This is a genomic window from Amycolatopsis palatopharyngis (assembly GCF_003385185.1).
GTDB lineage: Bacteria > Actinomycetota > Actinomycetes > Mycobacteriales > Pseudonocardiaceae > Amycolatopsis > Amycolatopsis palatopharyngis.
In genome coordinates, this window is sequence record NZ_PQHZ01000021.1 from 78,124 (window position 1) to 101,407 (window position 23,284).

Consider the following 23,284-nt stretch of genomic DNA (forward strand, 5'->3'; position numbering starts at 1 on the left):
CAGGACGGCGGGGATCTAGAGTGCACCCGTGGTGAGAAAAGACGGCAGGACCGACGACCAGCTCCGCGAAGTCAAGATCACTCGGGGATTCCAGCGCTGGCCCGCGGGCTCGGTGCTCATCGAGTTCGGTGACACCAGGGTGTTGTGTGCGGCGAGTGTGACCGAGGGGGTCCCGCGCTGGCGTGCCGGCTCCGGACTGGGCTGGGTCACGGCCGAATACGCGATGCTGCCCTCGGCCACCAACACGCGGAGCAGTCGCGAGTCGGTCAAGGGGAAGATCGGCGGCCGTACCCACGAGATCAGCAGGCTGATCGGCCGTTCCCTGCGTGCGTGCATCGACCTTGCCGCCCTTGGTGAGAACACGATCGTCATCGACTGCGACGTCATCCAGGCGGACGGCGGCACGCGCACCGCGGCGATCACCGGCGGCTATGTCGCACTGGCCGACGCCATCACCTGGCTGGGTGCCGCGGGCAGGCTCGCGGATCCGCAGCCGTTGTCCGCCGCCGTTTCGGCGATCAGCGTGGGTGTCGTGGACGGCCGGGTGCGGCTGGACCTGCCCTTCGAGGAGGATTCGCGCGCGGAGGTCGACACGAACGTGGTCGCCACCGACGTCGGGACGCTCATCGAGGTGCAGGGCACCGGTGAGGGCGCGACGTTCACGAGGTCCACTTTGGACAAGATGTTGGACGTGGCGCTGGCAGGCTGCGCGGAGCTGTCTCGCAAGCAGGCCGAGGCACTGGCGCTGCCGTACCCCGGTGAGCTGCCCGAGCCGAAGCCGGGCAAGGAGAAGAAGTCGAAGGGCGCCAAGTGAAGCTGCTGCTGGCCACGCGCAACGCGAAGAAGCTCGGCGAACTCCGCCGAATCCTCGCCGCCGAGGGAGTGGCTGGTGTCGAGGTGCTCGGCCTCGCCGATGTCGAAGAGTTCCCTGAGGCTCCGGAAACCGGCGCGACCTTCGAGGAGAACGCACTGGCCAAGGCGCGGGACGCCGCTGCCGCGACAGGACTGCCTGCCGTGGCCGACGACTCCGGTCTCGCCGTGGACGCCCTGAACGGGATGCCCGGTGTGCTCTCCGCACGCTGGGCCGGAAGGCACGGCGACGACGAGGCGAATCTGGATCTGGTGCTCGGGCAGCTGGCCGACACCCCGGACGAGCGCAGGGGCGCGGGTTTCGTCTGCGCGGCGGCGCTCGTGGTGCCAGGCGGCGCGGAGACGGTGGTGCGCGGCGAGTGGCGCGGCACGCTGATCCGGCAGCGCAAGGGCGTGCACGGCTTCGGTTACGACCCGATTTTCGTCCCCGAGGGCGAGTCCCGAACCTCAGCCGAGCTGGACCCGGCGGAAAAGGACGCGGCCTCCCACCGAGGCCGAGCCCTCCGAGCGATCCTCCCGCACCTGCGAGCCCTCGCCTCCTGACCCAGCGGGCACTTGGAGCGTCTGCAAGTACCACCAAGCAAGATCAACGACCGCGCAAACCGCTACCAACAGCCGCTCCGGCAGGGCCGCTCAGGCCGCGATGTCGAGCTCGCGCAGCAGCTTCGCGACGTGACCGGTGGCCTTCACGTTGTATCGGGCCTCGGTGATCTTGCCCTCGGGGTCCACCACGAACGTCGACCGGATGACGCCCTGCACGACGCGTCCGTAGTTCTTTTTCTCGCCGAACGCGCCCCACTCGGTGAGAACGGTCTTGTCCGGATCCGCCAGTAGCGGGAACGTCAGCTGTTCGGCCTCGACGAACTTCGCCAGCTTCTCGGGCTTGTCCGGGGAGATGCCAAGCACCTGGTATCCGGCGCCGTCCAGCTCGCCCAGGTTGTCCCGGAAGTCGCACGCCTGCTTCGTGCAGCCAGGGGTGCCCGCGGCCGGGTAGAAGTAGACGACGACGGACTTACCCCGGTAGTCGGACAGGGAGACGGTCGCGCCCGTGCTGTCGGTCAGGGTGAAGTCGGGAGCCTTGTCGCCGGGGGAAAGTCGCTTCTGCTCGGTCATGCGGCCAGCCTAGCGATCGGTTACGCCGCACGAAGTGCCGACTCTGTCCCGGGATCTGCCGACTCTGTCCCGGGATCTGCCAACTCGGGCCCCGGATCTGCAAACTCGGGCCCCGGGAACTGCGAACTCAGACGGAGCCTGTGTAGACGGCGGTGGCGTCTATGGCGCGGTCTGGGCGTAGTTCGAGGCTGAGGGGGGCCGGTTTGGCTGGGATGGCGAAGGCCAGTGTGAGGCGGACGTTGCCCCGTGGCGGGACGTCCCGGTCGGCGTTGACGATGCCGTTGAATCCCTGGGTGGCGTCCATGACCTGCTTGGCGGGGCTGCTCGCGACGGTCGCGGTCACGCCGAGATCGGACAGCCGGTAGGGCCGGTTGCTGCCGTTGAAGATGGATATGTCGAACGCGACCGCGCGGGGTGACTGTGGATAGGCCGTCTCGCTCGGTGTGAAGGTCTTCGGTGCGGTCACCGCGACGGTGATCCCCGACTGGAACTGGAAGTCGTCGCCGAACGGGAGTGCTTGTTCGGATTTGATCGACCGCTCTTCGGCCACCACCGACTCGTTGGCGGTCGTGGTTGTGCTGGAGGCGCCGGTGGTTGTTCCGCAAGCGGTGAGCGTGAACAGCACGCACACCGCCAGCGCAAAGCCCCGCGTCCGCGCAGGAGCCACTCGACTACTCCATCTGCTGTAGGTCATTTCGTCCATTCGGTGGCGGTAATCGCCGTGCCCGCTCCACTCTGGCCTCCATCGCGCGCGGACGCGAGGAGCATCGGGGGGTTGAAGCGGAGCTGGTGTACGCCCGTGTCCCATCCGTGATCGTCGAAGCACGGCGGGTGACAGCAGTCACCATCGTGCCGGCGCGCGGCGCTGTAGCCGGGCTACGTTCAGGTGGCGAGGGCGAAGAACAGGATGAAGGTGCCGAGTGCGGTGAGCCAGGCGACGATGAGCCAGCCGAAGTCCCGCCACGGGTCGACCGTCCGGTTGTCCTCGCCGGGGACGTAGACGCCGCGCATTTCGAACCAGTCGGCCCACTGCGCGAGCCAGCGCAGGGGGATGCGGTTCGGCATCGCGGGCACCTCCGAGGTCTCGCGTCGAGCATATCGCCGGGCATGACGACCGGGGCGTTGCGGCGGTCGTCCGGGACGAAATCCCGTGGTACAACTTACGTTCACTGACGCAGGTAAATGTGCCACCCGCGTACGCGCAGGAAGCGAGCCGGACCGTGACAGAGCAGCAGTTGAGGCCACAACGCCGCAGCCGCAGGGTCGCCATGACGCCGGAGGAGGTGGACGCCTACCTCGCGGAGGAGCGGATGTGCCGCGTGGCGACCACCAACGACCAGGGCCCGCACCTGACCGCACTCTGGTTCGTCTGGCACGAGCAGGCGGTCTGGCTCTACTCGATCACCGGCAGCCAGCGCTGGGTGGACCTCTCCCGCGACCCCCGGGTCGCGGTGCTGATGGATTCCGGCCACGACTACTTCGAACTGCGCGGTATCGAGATCACCGGCACGGCGGAGGTGGTCGGGGAGGTGCCCCGCGTCGGAGCGCCGTGCCCGGAGCTGGAGGAGCCCGAGCGGCTGTTCGCCCGCAAGTACTTCGACGCCGATCAGCTGCCGTACGACGAGCGGCACGCGTGGCTGCGAATCACGCCTGGAAAGATCGCGAGCTGGAGTTTCCACAAGATGCTGGAACAGGGCTGAGCAGCCGCGGCTATCCCTCGCGCGTTTCCGGATGCTGAGCGCCCCACTTGCGCAGTGCGCCCGCGATGAACTCGGCGCCGATCCGATTGGCTTCGTCGGCCTGACCCCGCACCCGTGCGGGGCGGTCGTCGGCCTGGTCGACGGCCCTGCCGCGCTCGGCGTTCGGATGCTTCCAGTGCCCGCCGCAACCGTTCGGGCAAGGCATCTCGATCGTTCGCAGTACACCGGAAGGTGTCGGTTGCTGCCAGGACATCGTGCCGGTGCCCTGGCACAGCTCACACTCGGCGCCCGGGTACCTGTCCGAGCCCTCCGCAGTTGCCACAGGCGTCCTTCCGGTTGGGTGCCAACCCGGATCCGTGACACAGGGGGCACTCGACCATCTCGTAGCTCATCGTCACACCTTCGGTCGCATGAGGGGAAGTCCAGCCGGGTGGCGGTGTCGTAACGGATGACGCGCGCCCGCTCCTGCGGGCGAACGCCCCGGGTACTGCCCATCATCGCCTGGTGCGCGGTCGCCGGGTACCGGCAGTGGGAGCACAGGCCGGCCCCTCGTGCTGGACCGCTCGGACGCTGCGTTCAGGTCCGAGTGCGCCACGGCGTACAGCCGGTGGCGGTCCGCGAGGCCGGTTGCGTGGTCACCCAAACGGCAGGCGCTTCACCGCCGGTGAGTCGATCCGGCGGTGAAGCGCCTTGGGTCATGCAGATGCCGGTTACTTGAGTTTCAGGATGAACAGCCCCCTGTCCATGGTGCTGACACCGACGACGTCCCGTTTGAAGTACGGGTAGTTGCTCCAGGTGCCGCCCTCGAACGTCGCGTTGTCGTTCTCCGGGTACATGTCGAAGTAGGCGACCTCCTTGAGTTCGCCCTCGTGGACCTTGCCTGTGTGGTAAACGCGAAGGCCGGACGTGTAGTTCGACATGTAGGCGAGCCTGCGCTCGGTGTAGATGTTGTGGTCGATCGAGGTGGTGTCGTTGTCGAACGAGCCGATGTGCTGCGGGTTGTCGAGATCGGTCATGTCCCAGATCCGGGTTCTGGTGTTGATCCCGTGGGCCTGCTCGTCGAGTTCGTCACCGTGCAGGAAGTACCGCTGATCCGGGGTGAACCAACCCTGGTGGCTGTACCCGCTGTCCGGGTAGGACATGCGGGCGACCGGCGTGGGCAGCAGCTTGTTCGTGACATCCACAATGGACACGAAGTGCCCGTCCCTCGCGGCGTTGGAGTTGACGCAGATCTCCCGGCCCGCGTAGTCCGGGTCCGGACCGGCGTAGGTAACGCACTGCGTGTCGTGAATGTAGCCGTGGGTGGCGAAACAGCCTGCGAAGGCCGGGGCGGCCGGGGTCGAGATGTCGATCATGTGCAGACCGCCCGCGCACGTGTTGGTGCCGATCACGTAGGCGAAACCGCTGTCCTCGTTGATGTTGATGTTGTGCGCATTGCCGAACCCGGGATAGTGCGCGTCCTCTGTGAACGTACCGGTCTCGTCGCGCAGCCGGGTCAGGTCGAAGACCTGCATGCCGTGCGGGTTCTGTTCGGACACAACGAACGCGTGGTTGTCGTACACCTTGATGTCACGCCAGAACGGCCGCTGCGGATCCAGCACGTGCGCAGGCAGTATGCCGACCACGGTGGCGTCCGTCGGAGTGCTGATGTCCACGAACACCGTGCCCTCGGTGCCGCCGATGATGGCGTAGTCCTTGTCGGTCGCCGGGTCGGTCCAGCCCCACATGTCGTTGGCGAAGCTCAGTCCGAGGTCTTCGAGCCACAAGTGGTCGAGCATGTCGATGCCGTCACAGGCGTAGGTGTCAGCCGCGAGGCCGTCCACACATTTCGCCTGGCCCTCCGGTGCCGCTGTGAGTTCCGACTGCCGTTCCTCCATGGTCGGCGGTGAGACCTGGTCGTAGGCCTGTTCGTGTGCCCAGGCCAGTGGCGCGCCGAAGATCCCCGCCGTCATCAGCGCAATCGTCGCGGTAGCGAGTTTCGCTTTCATCTGCCCTCCGGTGTTCCGGAATTTCGGGGTTGTCCAGTTTGTGCCCCGTCACCCAATACGGTGAACGGACACATCACAAGCGGCTATCTGGGGGACACGCGGTTACTACCGCGCAACGGGAAGGTGTCCAGCGCTTGACCGTCCGGGACTCGCTGCTGTCGCCGAGCACCAAAGTATTCCTTGACAAGAATATTCTTTGAGGTGAATGCTTGGCGGATGGAGCGGATCGCATCAGTGCTGGGGGACGCCGCGCGGTGGCGCATCGTGGAACTGCTCGCCGAGCGTCCCCGGTCCGTGGGTGAGCTGGCCGAGTTGACCGGGTTACGGCAGCCGCAGACGACAAAACACCTCCAGACCCTCGCTCGCGCCGGTCTCGTCACCGTCTTCCCGCTCGGACAACGTCGTGTCTACGCGGTCGAGACGGGACCACTGGCTGCTCTCGCGCGCAGGCTGCGGGAACTGGTCGAGACCGCCGAGGCGCACGCGGGCGAGCGGGACGTCATCGCGCGTTACCGCGCTGCCATCGAAGCGGAATCCGCGGTCGCGGACCGCGAGCGGTGGGCAGACGGGCGCACGTTCTCGTTCGAGCGCCTGCTGGCGGCTCCCCGGGACGTGGTCTGGCGGCATTGGGTCGACCCGGACCTGCTGGCGTCCTGGTGGGCACCGCCGTCGATGACGGTCACCGACTGCGCTCTCGAACCGCGGGCGGACGGGCGCGCCGTTCTCGAGTACCGCGACGCGGAAGGACGGTACCGCTCCGAAGGAAAGGTCCACGCCGCGAAGGAACCCGAGCGCCTCGTGTTCGACCTTTCGGTGCTGGACGCGGCGGGGACGGTCTCGTTCAGCGGTCACTACGACCTGAGACTCACCGCGACTCCGAACGGCACCCGGCTGCGGCTCGACCTACGCATCACCGAAACGACGGTCGAGGCCGTCCCCTGCATCGCCGGGATCGAAACCGGCTGGGGACAGGTGCTCGGCAACCTCGCCCGCGCCGTCGGCGCATCCCGAAGCAATACGGCGGCAGTGGCCAAGGGAAAGGAATCACCGTCATGAACAACTCGACCGCCCGCAGAGTGACCGCGAACATCAACCTAACCCTCGACGGGCGTTACAACGGCTCCGGCGGGCCCGGCGATCTGAGCGCGATCATCCCGTATGCGACCACCGAGGTCGCGCGACGCCACCTGGACCGCATCTGGCAGTCGGCGACGACAGCGTTGCTCGGCAGGCTCAATGCCGAGGGGTTCATGGGGTTCTGGCCGTCGGTCGCCGAGGACGAGAACGCCGATCCACGTGATCGCGGCTACGCGAAGTGGTTGGTGGGCACGGAAAAGGTGGTCCTCTCGACCACCCTCACCGAGCCACCGTGGGAACGCACCCGAGTGGTGAAGGGCCCCGTGGCGGACGTCGTCACCGGTCTCAAGAACACCGGCGAGGGCGACATTCTGGTCAACAACAGCGCGAGCGTCATCAAGGCACTCCTCTCGGTGGACCTGCTCGACCGGCTGTACCTCATGATCAACCCCGAGATCGCCGGAGGTGGGCAGCGCCTGTTCGAGGACGGCCTGCCCGCGTCGAAGTGGACGCTCGCACTCCAGGAGACCGGTGAGCTGGGCGAGATGGCCATGGTCTACGACCGCGCACGCTGACGGGCTCGGTGTCGCTTGTGGACACCGAGCCCGATCGGTAGCCCCTTCGAGGCGCGACCCCTGCGGGGCAACGTCTTCGCCGGGGCTACCGATTGCTCAGCGCTGGGGTTGCCAGGCTGGGTCGCGACCGATGAAGGCCATCAACTTGTCCTGCGCGGAAGCATCGCCGGCGACCGGTACAGCGGTTCCGAACTGCCCGCTGTCGCGCAGCATCTGCTCGACCGGCTCCATGGCCGCCAGTGCGGCGCGGCAGCGCTGGGGGCCAAGGTCGGGCTCGCGGCCGAGCGCCTTGGCGAGATCCCAGGAGTGCATCCAGATGTCGGCGGTGTAGAACTGGTCGATCGCCTCGTCCACGGGCTTGTCGCCGGTGTGTGGGTTGCTGAGCACGCGCCCAGCGGGCTCGTCGAGGATGGCCTGGATGTCGGCGACGTGCTGTTTCCAGGCGGCGGCCGGATCAGCGTCGACGTCCAGGGCCGAAAGCTCTATCCCCGCACCACGCAGGAAGCCGCGGGACCATTCGATCAGATGCCGAACGATGTCGAGGGCCCTCCACTCCGCGACCGGGCTGGGTCGGGCCCAGTCGCCGGCCGCGGCGGACTCGACGAGCCCGGTGAACCGGGCCGCGTCGTACGCATGCTGCTCGGCAGGGCTCCTGGGCATGGACGTCATCTCAGACGCCCTTGGCGAGCAACTCGTCCAGCTTCTCGAACCCCTCGGTGACCCCGACATCCATGCCACTGGACAGCATGGCGGCGCGGGACTCGAAATCCTGCACCACGCTCAACACCCGCAACCTCGTTCGCCCGCCCTCGAGTTCCTCGAAGGTCAGCGTCTCCAGCGCGACACCGTCGGGCATGCCCTCGTAGGTAAAGGTCCATACGATCCGCTCGTTCGTCCGCACCTCGTGGAAGCTGCCGTAGAAGGAGGCGATCTCCTCGCCGTCCCGATCGTTGGCGAAGGCCCAGGCGCCGCCCGTGCGGGCGTCCCATTTGGTGACCCTCGTGGTCAACGAGCGCGGGCCGACCCACTGCGCGTAGAGCTCGGGGTCGACGTGGGCGCGGAAGAGTTGCTCGGGAGCCGCGTCGAACTCGCGGATGATCTCGATGGTCGGGATCTTCTCGTCCGCCAGGATCTCGGTCTCGTGCTTGGTCGTGTTCATGATGCGTCCCTCCTGTGAGTGTGCTTCTGGTCGTTGTCGTCGGTCATGCGGCCCAGCAGCGCGTCGAGGCGGCGGTAGCGCTGCTCGGCCTCTCTGCGGTAGCGCTCGATCCACTTCGTCATCAGGTCGAACACCTCCGCGTCCAGATGCACCGGTCGGCGCTGGGCGTCCCTGCTGCGAGTCACCAGCCCGGCCTCCTCGAGCACTTTCACGTGCTTGGAGACCGCCTGGAGGCTCATGTCGTACGGCCCCGCCAGTTCGCCCACGGTCGCGTCGGCGCCGGCCAGCCGGGCCACGAGATCGCGCCGCGTCGGGTCGGCCAGTGCCGCGAACACCAGATTGAGCTGCTGCTCCGTACTCTCGTCCACTTTCGTCCTCAACTCCTTGGTTGAGTAAGAAGTTAGGCTGTTGTTCCGGCGTTGTCAACCAGTTGGTTGAGAAAGACCGTCGACGCCACTACATCTCCGGCAGCAGCACTCCGGGGTTGAGGATGCGGTAAGGGTCCAGGTTCTTCTTGGCCCCGGCGAGCGCGGCGGCGAAGACGTCCGGGCGCTGCCTGTCGTACCAGGGCCGGTGGTCCCGGCCGACGGCGTGGTGATGGGTGATGGTGCCGCCGGCCGCGAGGATGGCGTTGGCGACCGCTGCCTTGATCTCGTCCCACTGGGCCACGGTGCTGCCCCACCGGCCCGGGCCGTACACGCTGTAGTACGGGGCCGGGCCGTCGGGGTAGACGTGGGTGAACCGGCAGGTCACTACCCCCGCGCCGCAGATCGCCGTGACGGCCTGCTGTGCGGCGGAGGTGACGGCGGCGTGGAAGGAGTCGAATCGGTCCCAGGTGCAGGCGGTCTCGAAGGTCTCGACGACCATGGAACGCCGCGCCAGTGCATCACGCTGGTAGGGCATCCGGAGGAAGGAGGAGCGCCAGGCCCCGGCCGCGCCACGGGAAGCGCTGCCGCTCGGCTGGTCCCGGCGGCTGGTGCTGAGGGTCGTACCGCCGAACTCGGCGGTGATCTCCAGGGCCCGGTCCAGCCAGGGTTGCACCGGGTGGTCGGCGGACTCGAACGCGAGCACCAGCAGCCCGCCCTGGACGGCGGTGCCTGCGTTGACGAACGCCTCCGAGGCGTCGAGCAGGCGGCAGTTGGCCGGGTAGAGCCCCGACTGCGCGATCGCGCGTACCGCGGTGACCGCGTTGCCGTAGTTGGCGAACCCGACCGAGGCGGTGATCTGCCAGCGCGGCCGTTCCTGCAGCCGCATCCAGGCTTCGGTGATGATCCCGAGGATGCCCTCTGAACCGAGGAACAGCCGGTCCGGCGATGGTCCGGCGCCGGAACCGGGCAACCGCCGCGACTGGCTGATCCCGCCGGGCGTGACGACGCGCATCGACTGGGTGAGGTCGTCGATGTGGGTGTACAACGTGGCGAAGTGCCCGCCCGCCCTGGTGGCCAGCCAGCCACCGAGGGTGGAGTAGGCGAAGGACTGCGGGAAGTGGCGCAGGGTTAGCCCGTGCGGGCGCAACTGATCTTCCAGGTGCGGCCCGTACACCCCGGCCTGAATCCGAGCGGCGCGGCTCGTCCGGTCGATCTCGACGACCTGATCGAGGTGTCGCAGGTCGAGCGTGACCGCGGCCCGGTCGAATCGCGGCTCCACCCCGCCGACGACCGAGCTTCCCCCGCCGTAGGGGATCAGCGGGACGGACTCCGCGCCGCACCAGTCGAGCAGATCCACCACGTCCTGCTCGGTGCGCGGCCGCGCCACCAGGTCCGGAACGTGGTCGATGTTGCCGTGCAGGTTGCGCACCACATCACGGAAAGCCTTGCCACGGGCGTGTCCGAGACGATCCACCGGATCGGCCGAACACAGCCGCGTCAGCGGGCCGGGTGGAGTCAGCCGGGAGTCCGCCAGCCCCAGCGACCGCGGATCCGGGGGCTCGTGGTCGGTGAAGTCGTGCTCCGGCAGCAACCCGGCAACCCGAGTGACGAGCGCGTCGGACTCCGCCGCGGTCAGCGCGTCGGTGTCCGAGCCCCATCCCCACCATGACCTACCGTTCGTCATCGACGCCATCACTCCCTCATCCCCCGCAGGTCCAACCCGAGAGCGTGATCCAGCGACCAGCTGCCGAGGCCGAGCCCCATGGTGATCGCGGTGGCCGCGAGTACGGCCACAAGCAAGGGGATGTTGATCTGGTGCCAGATCTCCGGCAGCATCAAGCCTCCCTAATTGACCATGCCGTAAGTTACTTCGACGTCAATTAAGCGGTCAAGTGAGGCCTTACCGGTTTCGCTATTGGACGCGGTCAGGCGAGTGCGGCGACGAGGCGCTTGCAGCGTGCCGTCATCGCGGCGGCGGTTTCGGCCGGGTGGTGCATCCACCAGTCGACCAGGGCCGTCACGGCGCCGGTCCAGGCGGCGGTGAGGGCGGATTGATCGTCCGGATCGGTCAGGCCCTGCCCGGCGAGAAACGTGCCGACCCCGCGCTCGCCCTGCTCGGCGATGCGCTCCCGCGCGGAATGTGCCGCGGCGGCCGCCGGACCGTCACTGGGATGCGAGCGGTCGTGTACGACGTTCCAGTCATGCGGACGCGACTCGAGTGCCGTGAAGATGGCCTGCAGCGTGCGCTCGGCCATCGCGAGCGTCGCCGGCCCGCTGATCGCTTCCTCGATCGCATCGCCCAGCACGCGCGCCGCGCGCCGCACGCACGCCACGTACAAGCCGTCCTTGGACTCGAAGTAGGCATACACCAGCGGCTTGGACACGCCCGAGCGGGCAGCCACCACGCCGAGCGACAGTCCCGCAAAGCCCACCCGGCCGATCTCCTTGGCGGCGACATCGAGGATCTGCGCCTCCCGCTCCGCGCGGGGAACGCCTTTGGTGCCAGCAGTGCTCACCACGCCCCAGCCCTCGCTTCCCTGGCGCTTCGACATCCTTGACGCAACTGCAATTTACCAGGCAGTTAATTAGGGCGGTGTGCACGACGAGCTGTGGACGCTGCGAACGGAGGTACGCCACAGGCGCTGGCGTGAATCAGCTCCGCTGCTGTTGAGACGGTACTTGTGGGCCCGGAGGGACTCGAACCCTCACTGGCATGGACCTAAACCATGTGCCTCTGCCAATTGGGCTACGGGCCCGGCATCCAGAGCTTAGCGCCACGGGTTGGACGCGCTTCGGCGTGCCCACGCGACCCGGCGAGCTCGCGTCATCTACGGTTGGCTCCCTGAAGCCGCAACCGCGCAGCCTGCGAGGGCATGCTTGGCGAGGAGGACACGTGGCCCGCGATCCGGACACCATCGAGCGCGAGATCGAGAAGGCCAGGGACGCGCTGGCGTCCACGCTGGACGAACTCGGCACGAAGGCGAGCCCCAAGCGGCTGGCGGACAGTGCGAAGTTCAGCCTGCAGAGCACCCTCGAACAGCCGAAGGTCAAGTACCCGCTGATCGGTGCGGGTGTACTGGTCGGGCTGCTGCTGGTGCGCAAGCTCCTGCGCTGATACCAGGCTCCGTCGGCGTCAGCGAGTGACCTTGCGGCGGCTGTTCCGCTGAGCGTTTCCGCCCTTGGCGCCAGACTTCGCGTTCTTGCCCGAGGGCACCTTGTCCTCGTCGGGGCTCTTGGCCAGCTCCTTCGTCGGTACGGACGGCTTGCGGGATTTCGAGGATGCTTCCGTGTCCCGGGCGTCGCTTTCGGTCCTGTCCTGCGCCGGGACCTCCGCGGCTTCGGAATCGGATTCCGGCTTCGCCTCCTGCGCCGTGCCGGGCTCGGTCGTGGACCGCGTGAGGCGTGCGGTCATGTATGCCGAGGTGAACTCGAGTGCGCTGCCGTTCAACAGGTGCACGACCGTGGCGCCCTTGTCCTCGTTGACCAGCTGCTCCACCAGCTGGTCGACGCGGTCCCGTGCGGCGATGATCCCCGGTGCCCTCGCGGTCAGCTCCTCGCCGAGTCCGGCCACCGTGATCGACCAGTCGTCGTTGTCCTGCGCGTACATCGCCGTGATCGCTTGTGCCATCGGTCCAGCCCTCCATTCACAACGCCATCCACAGGTGAGACCGAGCCACCGCAGTGTCATGACGCCGATCACGGGCACCACACGATCGTGTGCACCCATTGAGTCTTCTCGTTGAATTCTGTATCGGACTGGGGGAGTGCGGCAATACGACAATGTGTCAGAGATTACGGAGAGTAGACGATTACTTTCCGTCTACCAGGCCTTCGCGCGAGCACGCAGCCCATCCCAGAGGATGTCCATCGCGTAGCCGGTGACGACGTCGGGCGAAACGTCCTCATGTCGCTCGCACCAGATGGCCAGGCGTTCACAGGCGCCGACGACGAACTCCGCCGCGGCCTCTACCTGCAACGGAGCCGAGGTCTCGAAATACCCGCTCATCAGGGCGCCGATCAGATCCGTTTGCTGCTGCCTCGTGGCCTCGATCTCTTCGGCGGCGGGCGTGCCGATCAGCACCATCTCGTGGCGTAGCAGCGACCAGGCCTGCCGGCGCTCCCGGATGAAGACGAAGAACGCATGTAGACCCTTGTGCATCGCCTGTTCGGCGGATTCAGCCCCGGCAACTGCCTGTTCGGTCACACTCCGCAACGCCGCCCTGGACTCGCGGATGCAGGCGAGTAGCAGTCCCTCTTTCGAGTTGAAGTACTCGTAGAGCATCGGCTTCGACACGCCCACACGCTCGGCGATCTCGTCCATCGACGCCGCCGCATACCCACGCTCGGAGAACACCGCCTCGGCGATCTCGATCATCTGCTTCTCACGTTCGGCCCTGGGCATGCGCTTGCGCCGGGTTGCGGTCGTCGCGCTGGAACTCGAGGAAGTTGTCACAAAATTGAGTCTACCGGAAGTAACCTACTCCGAGTAAGATGGACTTCGGGTAACAGTAGGCTGGACTTGGAGGACGAGTAGATGGGCAAGCGCACCGAAGCTGGTGTGATCATCGTCGGGACCGGGTTCTCCGGGCTCGGCATGGCGATCCAGCTCCGCAAGGAGGGTCGCGAGGACTTCGTGATCCTCGAGAAGGCCCAGGACGTCGGCGGTACCTGGCGGGACAACACCTACCCCGGCTGCGCCTGCGACATCCAGTCGCATATGTACTCGTTCTCCTTCGAGCAGAACCCGAACTGGTCGCGGTCGTTCTCCCCGCAACCGGAGATCTGGGACTACATGCGTGGGGTCGCGAAGAAGTACGACCTCTACCGGTACGTCCGTTTCGGCCAGGAGATGACCGGTGCGCGCTGGGACGAGGACGAGGGTCGCTGGCACGTCGCGACCGCCTCAGGTGACGAGTTCGTCGGACGGTTCCTCGTCTCCGGCATGGGTGCGCTGCACATCCCGCAGATCCCGCAACTGCCAGGACTCGAGCGGTTCCAGGGGCGCAAGTTCCACTCCGCGGAGTGGGAGCACGACTACGACCTGCGCGACAAGAAGGTCGCCGTGGTGGGTACCGGCGCCAGCGCGATTCAGTTCGTCCCGCAGATCGCGAAGGACGTGCGAGAGCTGACGCTGTTCCAGCGAACCCCGCCGTGGATCATGCCGAAGCCGGACCACGAGATGCCCGAGTGGACGAAGAAGCTGTTCAACAGGCTGCCGGGTGCCCAGCGGATGTACCGCAACGCCCTGTACTGGATGCTTGAGGTTCGGGCGATCGGTTTCAACGGTCACCCCGGCGTGATGAAGCTCGGGCAGAAGATCGCCAAGTGGAACATCGACAAGAACATCAAGGACCCGCAGTTGCGGGCCAAGCTGACGCCCGACTACACGATGGGCTGTAAGCGCGTGCTCATCTCCAACGACTTCTATCCTGCGCTCAATCGGGAGAACGTCGATGTGGTGACCGATGGCGTCGCCGAGGTCAGGGAGCACAGCATCGTCGACTCGGCGGGGGTCGAGCGGGAGGTCGACGCGATCATCTTCGGCACCGGGTTCCACGTGACCGACGCCTTCGACAACCTCGAGGTCGTCGGCAGGGACGGCCGCAACCTCGGCAAGGAGTGGGCCACCGAGGGCATGCAGACCCACAAGGGGATCACCGTCGCCGGATTCCCCAACCTGTTCTTCCTGCTCGGCCCGAACACCGGTCTGGGGCACAACTCGGTCGTGTTCATGATCGAGTCGCAGATTCGCTACGTCGGCGAGGCGATGCGGCTGGTGGAGTCGGCCGGGGCAGGCGGGATCGAGGCGCGCCCCGACTCACAGGCGCAGTTCAACTCCGACATCCAGCGCAAGCTGGCCAAGGGCATCTGGACCCAGGGCGGCTGCAAGAGCTGGTATCTGGACGCCAAGGGGGTCAACCGCACGGTTTGGCCGGGCTTCACCTGGCGCTACTGGCTGGAGACGCGCAAGGTCGACACCAGTGAGTACTCGCTGATCGGCACGGCGACCTCCGGAGATGTCGCGCAGGACAGCGAGCGCCCCAGCGTCCCCACGACCTGACGTCCACCCCAGATTCGCACTTTCCCGGGAAAGCGCGGCACCGGGCGCCGCCGACCTGCGGCGCCGACGCCAATGACTCGCGCTTTCCCGGGAAAGTGCGAGGTTGGGGGTGTCGGCGGGGTCAGGTGGGCTGGTTCGTGCCGCTGGCTAGGCCATCGAGGCGAGAGATCAGCTCCGCGACGGGCATGCCACACAGTTCGGCCAGCCACTCGATCGCTTGCCGGTCCAGCTGAACATCCGCCTGTGCGCCCCCCGCTTGGCGCAGCCGGTCCTGACACCAGCGGCGGAGGGGCTGCAACTCCGGCTGGTCATCCCCGATCACCGCGGCGAGGGCCACTCGGACCCGACCGGGTTCGTCGGTGAAGACCCGGCGATGCACACGTTCCAGTAGATCCTGCGGTGTCTCCTCCATCGCGATGCACAGCTCCACCAGCCGGACGACGGAGCACTGCCGCGTCCCCAGCTCGTAGGTGGCTAGCGTCTGCAGGGAGATCTCGCTCTGCAACCGCTCGTTCAGCTCCTTTCGCGTCCACCCCCGCCGCTTGCGGACCTTGCGCAACTCCTCGCCGAGCGCACGCTGGTATGCCTCCGCATCAATACGCACTCGTCGTCCCCTGCCTGCACCACGCGTCGTATCGCACTCCTGCCGTCGCCCGGCCGGGTGAATGCGAGTCTCCTTCACGTGGATGAAAGCCGCTGGCAGGCCGCTCATTACGCGGTTTCGCCCGACTGTTTGTCGGCTGTGCCCACAGTGCCCCCGAATGGAGTAACGCGAGGGGGCCGAAGGGGTGCTGCCCGAGCGCCCGGACGGGTCAGTTGACGCAGGGAACGCCGTCGGCCGTGATCGGCGGCTTCTCGTCCTCGGGGTTCGGCGAGCCGGTTCCGTCGGCCTGGGCGGCCGCGGGTCCGCCAGCCGCGCCTGCGCCGCCCGTGTTGCCGGAGCCGGATCCGGTGGACTGCCCGCTCGAGGAGCCCGAGTAATCGGCGCCGAGCACCACCGTGGCGTGACCGGCGGGTACGGAACTGTCCTCCTCGACGGCGACACCGTCGCCGAGTGAGTCGGCGACCTGCTGGCCGACGCCCTGCGCACCCGGCGGCACCCGCACGACCGAGGTCTCCTGTGGCGTCGCCGCGTTGCCGGTCTCGCCCTCGGCGAAGCCCTGCTCGGTCAGTGACTGCGAGACGCTCGCGGCCAGGCCGGTCTGGTTCGTCCCGTTCTGCACGTCGACCGTGATGGTGGACTTGGCAGGCAGGTCCTGCTGCTTCTCCGGCGCGCCGGCACCGGGCTGCTCCTGCGGGCCGGCGAGCCCCTGGATGAAGTCCTCCACCTGAGCCGGGTCGACCTGGATGGCGGTGCCGTCATTGGGGGTCTGGTACTCGATGTTGACCGTTGGGATCGTGCGGAACTCGATCTGCCCTCCGGTGAGGCCCTTCATCTGCTGCGCGAAGCCGAGAATGTCCCAGCCCTGGTTCAGCACGACCGACTTCTTGATGGCGCCGACCAGTTCGTTCAGCTTGCCGGGATCAGCGAGTGTGCCCGCGGAGAGCACCTTCTTCGCCAGCCCCGCCATGAAGACCTGCTGCCGCACGACACGGTCCAGATCCCCACGGAGCAACCCATGCCGCTGCCGGACGAAGGCCAGTGCGTCGAAGCCGGAGATGGTCTGCCTGCCTGCCTCGAAATCGGCGCCGGAGTACCGGTCCTTCGTGGCCTGGTTGAGGCAGACCTCGACTCCGCCGATCGCCTTCGTGATCTCGAAAAACCCGAGAAGATTGATGGAGGCGTAGTTGTCGATTGTGGAACCGGTCAGCTGTTCCACCGTGGACACCAGGGTTTTCGCGCCTGCCTGGTTGCTCCGGACCTCGAGTTCCTTCGGGTCGGTCACACCCTCGGCCTCGAGCCGGGAGCGTTCCTCGATCTTCGCGCGCGCGTACGCCGAATTGATCTTGTGCTTGCCGTACCCCGGTATATCCACATAGGAGTCGCGAGGCAGCGATACGGCCACTGCCTTGCTGCCGTCGTTCGGGATGTGTACGAAGATCAGCGAGTCGGTGTTCAGTTCCCCGTCGGCGACACCGGCGCGCAGTTGCGCGAGCAGTTCCTCGGACAGTGGATTGCCCTGTGCGTCCGTGCGGCTGTCCATTCCGACCAGCAGGATGTCCCGTGCCCCGTCGGCCGGCTTTTCCCCGCCTGCGCCCTCCGCGATCACGTCGGTCATCGTGAGGCCGCTGACGAGCCCCTGCATGGCGGCCCATCCGTAGCCCGTGAGGCTCATGACCAGTAAGGACACGACCGCTACCGCGATTTTCGCGCCCCTGCCGGGCCCCCTCCTGCGCGGCGGCGGGGGGACTGGGCGCGGACGACCGGCCGGACGGGACTGGGGCGGTCGCTGGGCAGGTGTGCGCGGGCTTGCCGCCGCACCCTGGCGCGAAGGCCTGTCTGCCGGGCCGTCCGCGGCACGGCCGCGTCCCTGCGGCGGCTGGGGGCGCTGGGGCCTGCCGCCCGCCGGCGGCGGGGTGGCGCGGCTGCCGGTCGCGCCCTCCTGCCACGGCCTCCGGGGACGCCGGTCCCCGGAACCGTCGCGCGGCGGGTACTCCACGCCGGCAGCTCCCTTCGTCAGGTGCCCGTTGCCGCGGACACAGTTCACGCCTGGCCTCTGGATTGGACGTCCGACCGTTGCCGGAGGTTGCCGTAGCCTGGCATACGGCCCTGGGGTTGTGGTCCACCCCACTTACCGATGGGCGCTGTTGTTACCTCCGGTACTGGCCACGGGCGCGCGGCTCGGTCGCCACGTACTCACCACCGTAGCGATCACCGCGGCGGTGGCGAAAACCCCGGTCGAGCCGTGCACCAGGAGTCCGAGGGTGTCGGTGTTCGGGCCCGAGGTGGCGGCCAGTAGCGGGGGCACGCAGGCCAGCGTGCTCAGTACCCAGGTCGCCGGCATGGCACTGGCACCGGTACGCACGGTGTGCAGCAGCGATACGCCGAGCAGCAGGTGCAGCACACTCTGGATGGGATCGAGTCCCAGGCCGAGCAGCGTCGCGTCCCCCGAGCCACCGAAGCTGGAGAGCGCGAAACCGAACACGCCGACGATCGCGTAGCCGAACCCCAGCCAGGCGGCAGCCCTGCCGAGCAGGATGTCGAGCCGGTTGGCCGGGCCGGGCACGAGCCGGGGCATACCGTGCGGCTGCGCGTGCCGCTCGAACCACCAGAACACGACAGCACCGGGCCCCGCCAGCATCGCCAGCGCCATCAGCGACCGCGGACGCAGCACCCACCCGACGCCGTTGCCAAGTTGCTCGGGAAGGTAGACGACGGCGATCAGCAGCAGCATGGCGGTCAGGAAGCAGAGGTAGAGGCTCATGGGGGCACGCAGTGCGAAATCGGTCGCCCTGACGAGCGGGGCACGCGCTCCCAGCGCCCGCAGTGGTCGTGTCAGCACGGTCAGCAGGCCGAGGTGAGCCAGACCGAGTAGCAGCACGGCCAGCGTCGGTCCGGCCAACGGAGGCGCGGTGCCCGGCGTCCCGAGTAGCAGGAGGGGAAGTGCCCCGGCCGCGGTCAGCACGACCAGTCCGCTGCCCGCGGCCACGCCGACGCCGGTCAGCACACGCCTGGACAGGAGGCCGTCGGAATGGGCGAAGCCGAGTTGCTGGGCCAGGAGTGCGAGTCCGATCGCGCCCGCATAGCTGGGCAGCACGGAATCCGTGGTCCCCGCACCGATCCCGAGTGCCAGGACCGATCCGGTCGTGAGTGCCAACAGGGGCACTGGCGCGCGACGATGCAGCGCCAGCATGATCGGTGTCACAACCACCGTCAGCAGGTAGACGCCGAGCAGCCACAGCGGATGCAGTGCGATGCGCATCACCGTGCCCGTCGTGTTCGGCGGGATCCCGAGCAGCTCGAGGGCCATGGGTACCGCGAAGGCGACGACCGCGAAGACCAGGGCGGGGCGCAGCAGCCAGCCCGCCCGATGACCGAGGTACTCCCGGTAGCCGCCACCTGCCCCGACGATGTCGCGCCACCCCGCCGCGTTGGCGCGACCACCCGCGAAGAAGAACAGGAAGGCCAGCTGGGTGAGCCAGGTGAGCGGCCAAAGCCAGGCGTCGTCCACGCCGGTCCAGCGGGCCAGCGCCACCGCTGATTCGCCGAGTACCAGCAAGGCGACGGCGGCCACGGCGAGCGGGGTCCAGCTTCCCTGAGGACTGGAGCGTGCGATGGCGGGAGTGCTTGCCCCGCGCGCCGGGGCCACCTTGCGCACGTGCAACCAGCCCCGCAACCGGAAGATCAGCAGGAAGCCGATCATCGCGACGCCCGCGAGCATCGGCCCCACCGGTTCGCCGACCGGCGGACCCCATCGTTGATGCCAGGAGTTGATGACGAGACCGGCCGAGAAGACCGAGGCGACCGCGCCGCAGAGGGTCGCGGAGCCCTGTGGGTTGATCCGGCACATCGCGTGCATGTCGGCGGAGAGCCGATCGTCGACTGCCTGGCGCAGCTCCGGTCCCAGTGGTTGCCCCTTCGCCGCCGAGTAGCGGAGCAGGTCGTAACCGAGATCATGTGACTTGCAGGCCGTGCCGTAGCTCCAGCGGGTGCCGTCGTCCCCCCACGGGGTCGAGCAGCCCCCGTCGACGTGCACCGCGCGGACGGTGTGGTCCGGTGCGACCGCTTCTCCTGCCTGCACCCCGGTGACCTGGGTGAAGTCCGCTGGAAGCAGTTCGAGCGTCGTGCTGGTCGCGCCGGGGGAGAGCAGTGTGCCGATGGCCTGCTGGGCTTGGGCGACATCGGGCCGCAGAGCCCCGGTGGCTTCCGGCGGATCGGACCGGGAGGCGACGAATCCGAAACCGACGACGACGAGGACCAGGACGAGAACCCAGGCCGAAGTCCACAGCGGGCGCCTGACAGATGCGGACGCCGGCGGTGTCGGAGTGATCACAGGCAACAGGGTCTCAGCACGATGGGACTATAGGCATCCGGGTTACCCCCGATTCAGTGATTTCTAAGGAGTGCTCAGGCTCAAGCATCCCAGGTGGTTGCGGAGCGTGACCAACGTGGTGCGAGATCAGGGGAAGCCGGTGACTCGGCAGAACCGGCAGTCGCTACCTGTCGTGTTCATTCCGGCTGGCCATCTGCACCTGGTTCCGGCCCGCTTCCTTGGCCTCGTAAACGGCGGCGTCCGCGGCGTGCATGAGCCCTTCCAGGGTGTCCGCGTGCTGCGGAAAAATTGCCACGCCCACAGATGTGGTACGCCGGTTGATCGTGGTCTGGCTACCACGCTTGTCGGTCGTGACGATCCGCAGATCGGCGATTGCCCTGCGGACACGCTCCGCGGCCTGTTTGGCCGCCCGTTCGTCTGTGTCGGGAAGCAGGATGAGGAATTCTTCGCCGCCGAACCGGCCGACAACGTCACTCGGCCGGGTCACTTCTCGCAGCGCTTCGGCGACGGCCTGTAGCACATCGTCTCCGGCTGGATGCCCGAACGAGTCATTGATCCACTTGAAGTGATCGAGATCGATCATCAGCAGGGCGATATTGTCCTCGGACTTGCGGGCTCGTTCGAGTCCTCGTTCGGCCAGTTCGTTCCAGCCCCGCATGTTGAGTGCGCCGGTCTTGGAGTCGGTGCGGACGTCGTCCTGCAACTGGTCGAGTTCGGCGAGGCGGTTGAACACCACGGTCACCACCGCCATGATCGCCACGGCCGGAGGCATGATGACCAGCAGAACGGCGGTGACCGCACCGAGGCCGATCGTGATGGCCTCGAGCAGGTTGTCGGCCTTGTTGCCCAGCACCTTGCCCACCGTGGGCCGCGTCGAGGAACTCAACGCGAGGATGCTGCCGACGTAGAGGATCTGGACTGCCTCGAACACGAGGCCGGCGAGCACCAGTCCGCCGAATTCGCTTAAGGAATCCAGTCCGCCGAGCGATCCCCAATTGTGTGGAGCCAGCGAGACGAACGTCAGCTGCGCCAATGTTCCGGACAGGCCGTGGGCCACCGAGGAAAAGACGAAGTTGTGCGCGGGCCGACGGGCGATGAACCAATGTTGAAGTCGAATCAATGCGACGAGCAGAAGCGTGAGCGGAACCGGGAAAATTACCGCTGCGGGAAAAGTCCAGACGGCTGTCAGGTCGATCAGTACCGTTCTGGTCCGATTTCGCCGGCGCTCTTCTTGCCGCTGGGTCAATTGGATGTGGACCGTCGCGCCCGCGGCGAGGATCGCAAATCGTATCCAGTCGCCTCCGGTTGGTATTTCCGAGTACGCGACTGCGATGGCGAAGACCGCGACGGCGAGAATTTCCATGGCAAGCAGCGCGACGACGACACGCTTCGGTCGTTGCCACAGTGCCCACTCCCGTGGATGGAATGGATGGTGACTCTGTGTGGCTGCCTGCTGGGTGTCCCGCTGGTTGATCTTGCCTGGCTGCGGTGGCGCCACCCCGTTGCCTTCCGGCGGCGCGGGGCGCGAAGCGGCGTGCCCTGCCGGTGTTCGTGATCGATCCGGAGGTTGGGGCGGCACCGCTTCACCTCCTTGACCGGTCCGTCGCCGGGATCAGTAATCTCTCCGCTACCCGCTGAAGTGCCATTCGTTTTCTTCGCCCGGTATCATCTCACTCCATCAGATGTGTCGTGTAGTCGAGACCTCGGCTGTACTGTCCGTATCGTTCGTGCGTATGTACTAGTGCCGATCGGAGGTGTTCCTCGTGTCGAGCCGTGACTGGTGATCTTCGTGTGGATCGGATTCTGTTGGGTTTTGCTCCGGTGGAAGGAGGGCGGATCATGTCGAGCCGTGACTGGTGACTCCTGGGTGGACGTAGTTCGTTTTCGAGTTGGGTAAGGAGGCAAGCGATGTCGAGCCGTGACTGGTGATCTTGAAACAGTGGTGGACTTCTGAATTTCACAGGCAACGGAAGGAGGCATGACATGTCGAGTCGCGACTGGTGACATCCGAAGACGCAGTACTGATTGGATTCCGATTCGGAAGGAGGGCGGACCATGTCGAGCCGTGACTGGTGACCTTTGCGGACAAGCTCGGAAGGTCGTTGTGGTGCCGGAGTTCCGGTCGCCGCGTTCATCATCAACCCGGTACCGTCGGGCCCGCTGTCCGTACCCGCGTCCACGAGAGTGCGACGGGTATGGCGAGGACGACACCCGCGACGCCGGCGAAGGCGACCGCTGTGGACGCCGAGCCGATCAGATGTGCGACCACACCGCCGAGTGCGACGCCGACTCCCTGTGCCACCCGTAGACCCGTGCGATAGAGGCCACCCGCCCCGCCACGGAGTTCGTTCGGGACCCAGGTGATGAAGGTGGCTCCAACAGTGATGATGTAGGCGCCCGCGGCACCCGCGAGCGCGAGGATGAGGAGCGCGAACGGAAGCGTGGGCTGCATCGCGAAGCCGATGAGGGCGGCGACCGAGCAGATGGCCAGTACGCCCATGAGCCTGCGGCGATCCTCCGCCGATGCGTACCTGGACAGGAGAAAGACCCCGGCGATGAAGCCGAGGGGATCAGCGGCCAGTAGCCAGCCCACAGCCTGACTGGGGGCGCCCATCTCATGGGCCAGTGGCGCCGCGAGGCCCTCGGGTATCACCGCGAGACCGACCAGCCAGGACAGTGCGAGCAGGACGCGGAGCCTGCGCTGGCCGAAGACCCACCGGAGTGCGCCGAACCATGCGTCCCCACCGTTGCCCGCGGCCGGACGCCACCGCACGCACAAGCGAATAAGCACGGCCGCGACGGCGAAGGTCATCGCGTCGGCGGCCAGCGCGTAGGACGGTCCGACCAGCGAGACGAGCAGGCCGCCGCCGCCGAGACCGACGAGCATCGCCGTATTGGTGGTGATTCCGCGCAGGTCCTGGCTGCGCAGATACATCTCGTCGTCGGTGAACACCTCCCGGGTGAGTGCGTTCTGTGCGGCGTTGGAAGGTGCCCCGGCCAGCCGGGCGAACACGATCAGCACGCACAGCAGCGCGATCGGTGAACCGGGGATCGCCATCAGCCCCACCAGCACCGCCTGCATCGCGGCGGTGACCCACAGGATGGTTCGCCGGGGATAGCGGTCGGCGAGCTGCGCGAGTCCCAGCCCGCCCGCCAGCGCGGGCAGGAACGTCAGGGCATAGACGAGCGCGGCCCACAGTGCGGAGCCGGTGCGGTCGAAGACCATGATGGCCAGTGCGACGGTGGTGAGCTGGTCTCCCACCACGGACTGCGCCTCGGCGGCCCACAGCGCTCGGAACTCGCGGTTCCCGAGTGGCGCGGTCACCCGGGGCGCGGTCCTGGTCGTCACCGTCTCGCCACCTGTCCCCCGTCGGCCGATGGTGTCATTGCTCCTCGATAGCGGGACTTCAACGGCCGAGCCACACGGATCACCATGACC

The 23,284-nt window shown here is 67.2% G+C and carries 25 protein-coding genes and 1 tRNA gene; 7 read left to right on the top strand and 19 right to left on the bottom strand.

All coding sequences use genetic code 11. From position 1 onward, the window contains the following. Positions 1-28 precede the first annotated feature (28 nt). Both rph and rdgB read left to right on the top strand, forming a co-directional pair. Positions 29-814, top strand: coding sequence for a ribonuclease PH (rph, locus tag D0C15_RS17700; protein WP_116046678.1), 786 nt, complete (start codon positions 29-31; stop codon positions 812-814). After that, the gene (gene rdgB / locus D0C15_RS17705) at positions 811-1,413 is read left to right on the top strand and encodes an RdgB/HAM1 family non-canonical purine NTP pyrophosphatase (protein WP_116046681.1); all 603 of its coding nucleotides are present in this window, start codon (positions 811-813) and stop codon (positions 1,411-1,413) included. Before rph ends, rdgB begins: the two co-directional genes overlap by 4 nt. Before the next feature lie 90 nt (positions 1,414-1,503). Here rdgB and bcp read toward each other — a convergent pair whose 3' ends face one another. The 3 genes from bcp to D0C15_RS17720 form a co-directional block, all read right to left on the bottom strand. Beyond that, on the bottom strand, positions 1,504-1,983 hold the full coding sequence (gene bcp / locus D0C15_RS17710) for a thioredoxin-dependent thiol peroxidase (RefSeq protein WP_116046684.1): 480 nt from the start codon (positions 1,981-1,983) through the stop codon (positions 1,504-1,506). 127 nt (positions 1,984-2,110) lie between these two features. Beyond that, positions 2,111-2,650: a hypothetical protein gene (locus D0C15_RS17715; RefSeq protein WP_116046687.1), complete on the bottom strand. Its 540-nt coding sequence runs from the start codon at positions 2,648-2,650 to the stop codon at positions 2,111-2,113. Between the two features lie 215 nt (positions 2,651-2,865). Further along, the gene (locus D0C15_RS17720; RefSeq protein WP_116046689.1) at positions 2,866-3,048 is read right to left on the bottom strand and encodes a hypothetical protein; all 183 of its coding nucleotides are present in this window, start codon (positions 3,046-3,048) and stop codon (positions 2,866-2,868) included. Positions 3,049-3,203: 155 nt separating this feature from the next. Here D0C15_RS17720 and D0C15_RS17725 point away from each other — a divergent pair, with 155 nt between their 5' ends. After that, positions 3,204-3,683 carry a pyridoxamine 5'-phosphate oxidase family protein gene (locus tag D0C15_RS17725; RefSeq protein ID WP_245975915.1) on the top strand — a complete coding sequence of 160 codons (480 nt, stop codon included), beginning with the start codon at positions 3,204-3,206 and terminating at the stop codon, positions 3,681-3,683. 10 nt (positions 3,684-3,693) lie between these two features. Here D0C15_RS17725 and D0C15_RS17730 read toward each other — a convergent pair whose 3' ends face one another. Continuing rightward, positions 3,694-4,005, bottom strand: coding sequence for a hypothetical protein (locus D0C15_RS17730; RefSeq protein ID WP_245975917.1), 312 nt, complete (start codon positions 4,003-4,005; stop codon positions 3,694-3,696). Positions 4,006-4,393: 388 nt separating this feature from the next. Beyond that, complete coding sequence (locus D0C15_RS17735; protein ID WP_116046691.1) at positions 4,394-5,671, bottom strand: choice-of-anchor B family protein; 1,278 nt, start codon at positions 5,669-5,671, stop codon at positions 4,394-4,396. 216 nt (positions 5,672-5,887) lie between these two features. On the opposite strand from D0C15_RS17735, the gene D0C15_RS17740 reads away from it, so the two are divergent. Further along, on the top strand, positions 5,888-6,727 hold the full coding sequence (locus D0C15_RS17740; protein ID WP_116046693.1) for a metalloregulator ArsR/SmtB family transcription factor: 840 nt from the start codon (positions 5,888-5,890) through the stop codon (positions 6,725-6,727). Further along, on the top strand, positions 6,724-7,323 hold the full coding sequence (locus D0C15_RS17745) for a dihydrofolate reductase family protein (RefSeq protein ID WP_116046695.1): 600 nt from the start codon (positions 6,724-6,726) through the stop codon (positions 7,321-7,323). The genes D0C15_RS17740 and D0C15_RS17745 overlap by 4 nt, the downstream gene beginning before the upstream one ends. 96 nt (positions 7,324-7,419) lie before the next feature. Here D0C15_RS17745 and D0C15_RS17750 read toward each other — a convergent pair whose 3' ends face one another. The 7 genes from D0C15_RS17750 to D0C15_RS17775 all read right to left on the bottom strand — a co-directional run bounded on the left by D0C15_RS17750 (position 7,420) and on the right by D0C15_RS17775 (position 11,606). Continuing rightward, complete coding sequence (locus tag D0C15_RS17750) at positions 7,420-7,983, bottom strand: maleylpyruvate isomerase family mycothiol-dependent enzyme (RefSeq protein ID WP_116046770.1); 564 nt, start codon at positions 7,981-7,983, stop codon at positions 7,420-7,422. A gap of 10 nt (positions 7,984-7,993) precedes the next feature. Then, positions 7,994-8,482, bottom strand: coding sequence for an SRPBCC family protein (locus D0C15_RS17755; RefSeq protein ID WP_116046698.1), 489 nt, complete (start codon positions 8,480-8,482; stop codon positions 7,994-7,996). After that, positions 8,479-8,850, bottom strand: coding sequence for an ArsR/SmtB family transcription factor (locus D0C15_RS17760; protein WP_116046701.1), 372 nt, complete (start codon positions 8,848-8,850; stop codon positions 8,479-8,481). The genes D0C15_RS17755 and D0C15_RS17760 overlap by 4 nt, the downstream gene beginning before the upstream one ends. Before the next feature lie 88 nt (positions 8,851-8,938). Next, positions 8,939-10,534 carry an FAD-binding oxidoreductase gene (locus D0C15_RS17765; RefSeq protein ID WP_116046773.1) on the bottom strand — a complete coding sequence of 532 codons (1,596 nt, stop codon included), beginning with the start codon at positions 10,532-10,534 and terminating at the stop codon, positions 8,939-8,941. Between the two features lie 8 nt (positions 10,535-10,542). Continuing rightward, positions 10,543-10,686 carry a hypothetical protein gene (locus D0C15_RS34160; RefSeq protein WP_162830116.1) on the bottom strand — a complete coding sequence of 48 codons (144 nt, stop codon included), beginning with the start codon at positions 10,684-10,686 and terminating at the stop codon, positions 10,543-10,545. 89 nt (positions 10,687-10,775) lie between these two features. Next, positions 10,776-11,402 (bottom strand): TetR/AcrR family transcriptional regulator, encoded by a 627-nt coding sequence (locus D0C15_RS17770; protein WP_211323242.1) that lies wholly within the window; start codon positions 11,400-11,402, stop codon positions 10,776-10,778. A gap of 130 nt (positions 11,403-11,532) precedes the next feature. Further along, a tRNA-Leu gene (locus D0C15_RS17775) sits at positions 11,533-11,606 on the bottom strand. 137 nt (positions 11,607-11,743) lie between these two features. On the opposite strand from D0C15_RS17775, the gene D0C15_RS17780 reads away from it, so the two are divergent. Beyond that, on the top strand, positions 11,744-11,965 hold the full coding sequence (locus tag D0C15_RS17780) for a DUF3618 domain-containing protein (RefSeq protein ID WP_116046703.1): 222 nt from the start codon (positions 11,744-11,746) through the stop codon (positions 11,963-11,965). Between the two features lie 18 nt (positions 11,966-11,983). On the opposite strand, the gene D0C15_RS17785 is transcribed toward D0C15_RS17780, so the two are convergent. Continuing rightward, a complete protein-coding gene (locus tag D0C15_RS17785; protein WP_116046777.1) occupies positions 11,984-12,478 on the bottom strand; it encodes a hypothetical protein in 495 nt (164 codons plus the stop codon). Between the two features lie 192 nt (positions 12,479-12,670). Further along, on the bottom strand, positions 12,671-13,252 hold the full coding sequence (locus D0C15_RS17790) for a TetR/AcrR family transcriptional regulator (RefSeq protein ID WP_116046705.1): 582 nt from the start codon (positions 13,250-13,252) through the stop codon (positions 12,671-12,673). A 132-nt stretch (positions 13,253-13,384) separates the two neighbouring features. Here D0C15_RS17790 and D0C15_RS17795 point away from each other — a divergent pair, with 132 nt between their 5' ends. After that, complete coding sequence (locus D0C15_RS17795) at positions 13,385-14,911, top strand: flavin-containing monooxygenase (protein ID WP_116046708.1); 1,527 nt, start codon at positions 13,385-13,387, stop codon at positions 14,909-14,911. Positions 14,912-15,032: 121 nt separating this feature from the next. Here the strand turns inward: D0C15_RS17795 and D0C15_RS17800 are convergent, their stop codons facing one another. From D0C15_RS17800 to D0C15_RS17820, 5 genes are all read right to left on the bottom strand, one after another. Further along, a complete protein-coding gene (locus D0C15_RS17800; RefSeq protein WP_116046710.1) occupies positions 15,033-15,515 on the bottom strand; it encodes a helix-turn-helix domain-containing protein in 483 nt (160 codons plus the stop codon). Between the two features lie 208 nt (positions 15,516-15,723). Continuing rightward, the gene (locus D0C15_RS17805; protein ID WP_116046712.1) at positions 15,724-17,511 is read right to left on the bottom strand and encodes an LCP family glycopolymer transferase; all 1,788 of its coding nucleotides are present in this window, start codon (positions 17,509-17,511) and stop codon (positions 15,724-15,726) included. A 132-nt stretch (positions 17,512-17,643) separates the two neighbouring features. After that, a complete protein-coding gene (locus D0C15_RS17810) occupies positions 17,644-19,845 on the bottom strand; it encodes a phospholipase (RefSeq protein ID WP_245975918.1) in 2,202 nt (733 codons plus the stop codon). Positions 19,846-20,008: 163 nt separating this feature from the next. Beyond that, positions 20,009-21,424 (bottom strand): GGDEF domain-containing protein, encoded by a 1,416-nt coding sequence (locus D0C15_RS17815; RefSeq protein WP_245975919.1) that lies wholly within the window; start codon positions 21,422-21,424, stop codon positions 20,009-20,011. 558 nt (positions 21,425-21,982) lie between these two features. Further along, complete coding sequence (locus D0C15_RS17820; RefSeq protein WP_116046786.1) at positions 21,983-23,170, bottom strand: MFS transporter; 1,188 nt, start codon at positions 23,168-23,170, stop codon at positions 21,983-21,985. Between the last annotated feature and the right edge of the window lie 114 nt (positions 23,171-23,284).

Coding starts and splice junctions, on each gene's coding strand:
- bcp (WP_116046684.1), bottom strand. CDS start 1,983: ATGACCGAGCAGAAGCGACTTTCCCCCGGCGACAAGGCTCCCGACTTC.
- D0C15_RS17720 (WP_116046689.1), bottom strand. CDS start 3,048: ATGCCGAACCGCATCCCCCTGCGCTGGCTCGCGCAGTGGGCCGACTGG.
- D0C15_RS17735 (WP_116046691.1), bottom strand. CDS start 5,671: ATGAAAGCGAAACTCGCTACCGCGACGATTGCGCTGATGACGGCGGGG.
- D0C15_RS17740 (WP_116046693.1), top strand. CDS start 5,888: ATGGAGCGGATCGCATCAGTGCTGGGGGACGCCGCGCGGTGGCGCATC.
- D0C15_RS17745 (WP_116046695.1), top strand. CDS start 6,724: ATGAACAACTCGACCGCCCGCAGAGTGACCGCGAACATCAACCTAACC.
- D0C15_RS17750 (WP_116046770.1), bottom strand. CDS start 7,983: ATGCCCAGGAGCCCTGCCGAGCAGCATGCGTACGACGCGGCCCGGTTC.
- D0C15_RS17755 (WP_116046698.1), bottom strand. CDS start 8,482: ATGAACACGACCAAGCACGAGACCGAGATCCTGGCGGACGAGAAGATC.
- D0C15_RS17765 (WP_116046773.1), bottom strand. CDS start 10,534: ATGACGAACGGTAGGTCATGGTGGGGATGGGGCTCGGACACCGACGCG.
- D0C15_RS34160 (WP_162830116.1), bottom strand. CDS start 10,686: ATGCTGCCGGAGATCTGGCACCAGATCAACATCCCCTTGCTTGTGGCC.
- D0C15_RS17770 (WP_211323242.1), bottom strand. CDS start 11,402: ATGTCGAAGCGCCAGGGAAGCGAGGGCTGGGGCGTGGTGAGCACTGCT.
- D0C15_RS17785 (WP_116046777.1), bottom strand. CDS start 12,478: ATGGCACAAGCGATCACGGCGATGTACGCGCAGGACAACGACGACTGG.
- D0C15_RS17790 (WP_116046705.1), bottom strand. CDS start 13,252: ATGCCCAGGGCCGAACGTGAGAAGCAGATGATCGAGATCGCCGAGGCG.
- D0C15_RS17795 (WP_116046708.1), top strand. CDS start 13,385: ATGGGCAAGCGCACCGAAGCTGGTGTGATCATCGTCGGGACCGGGTTC.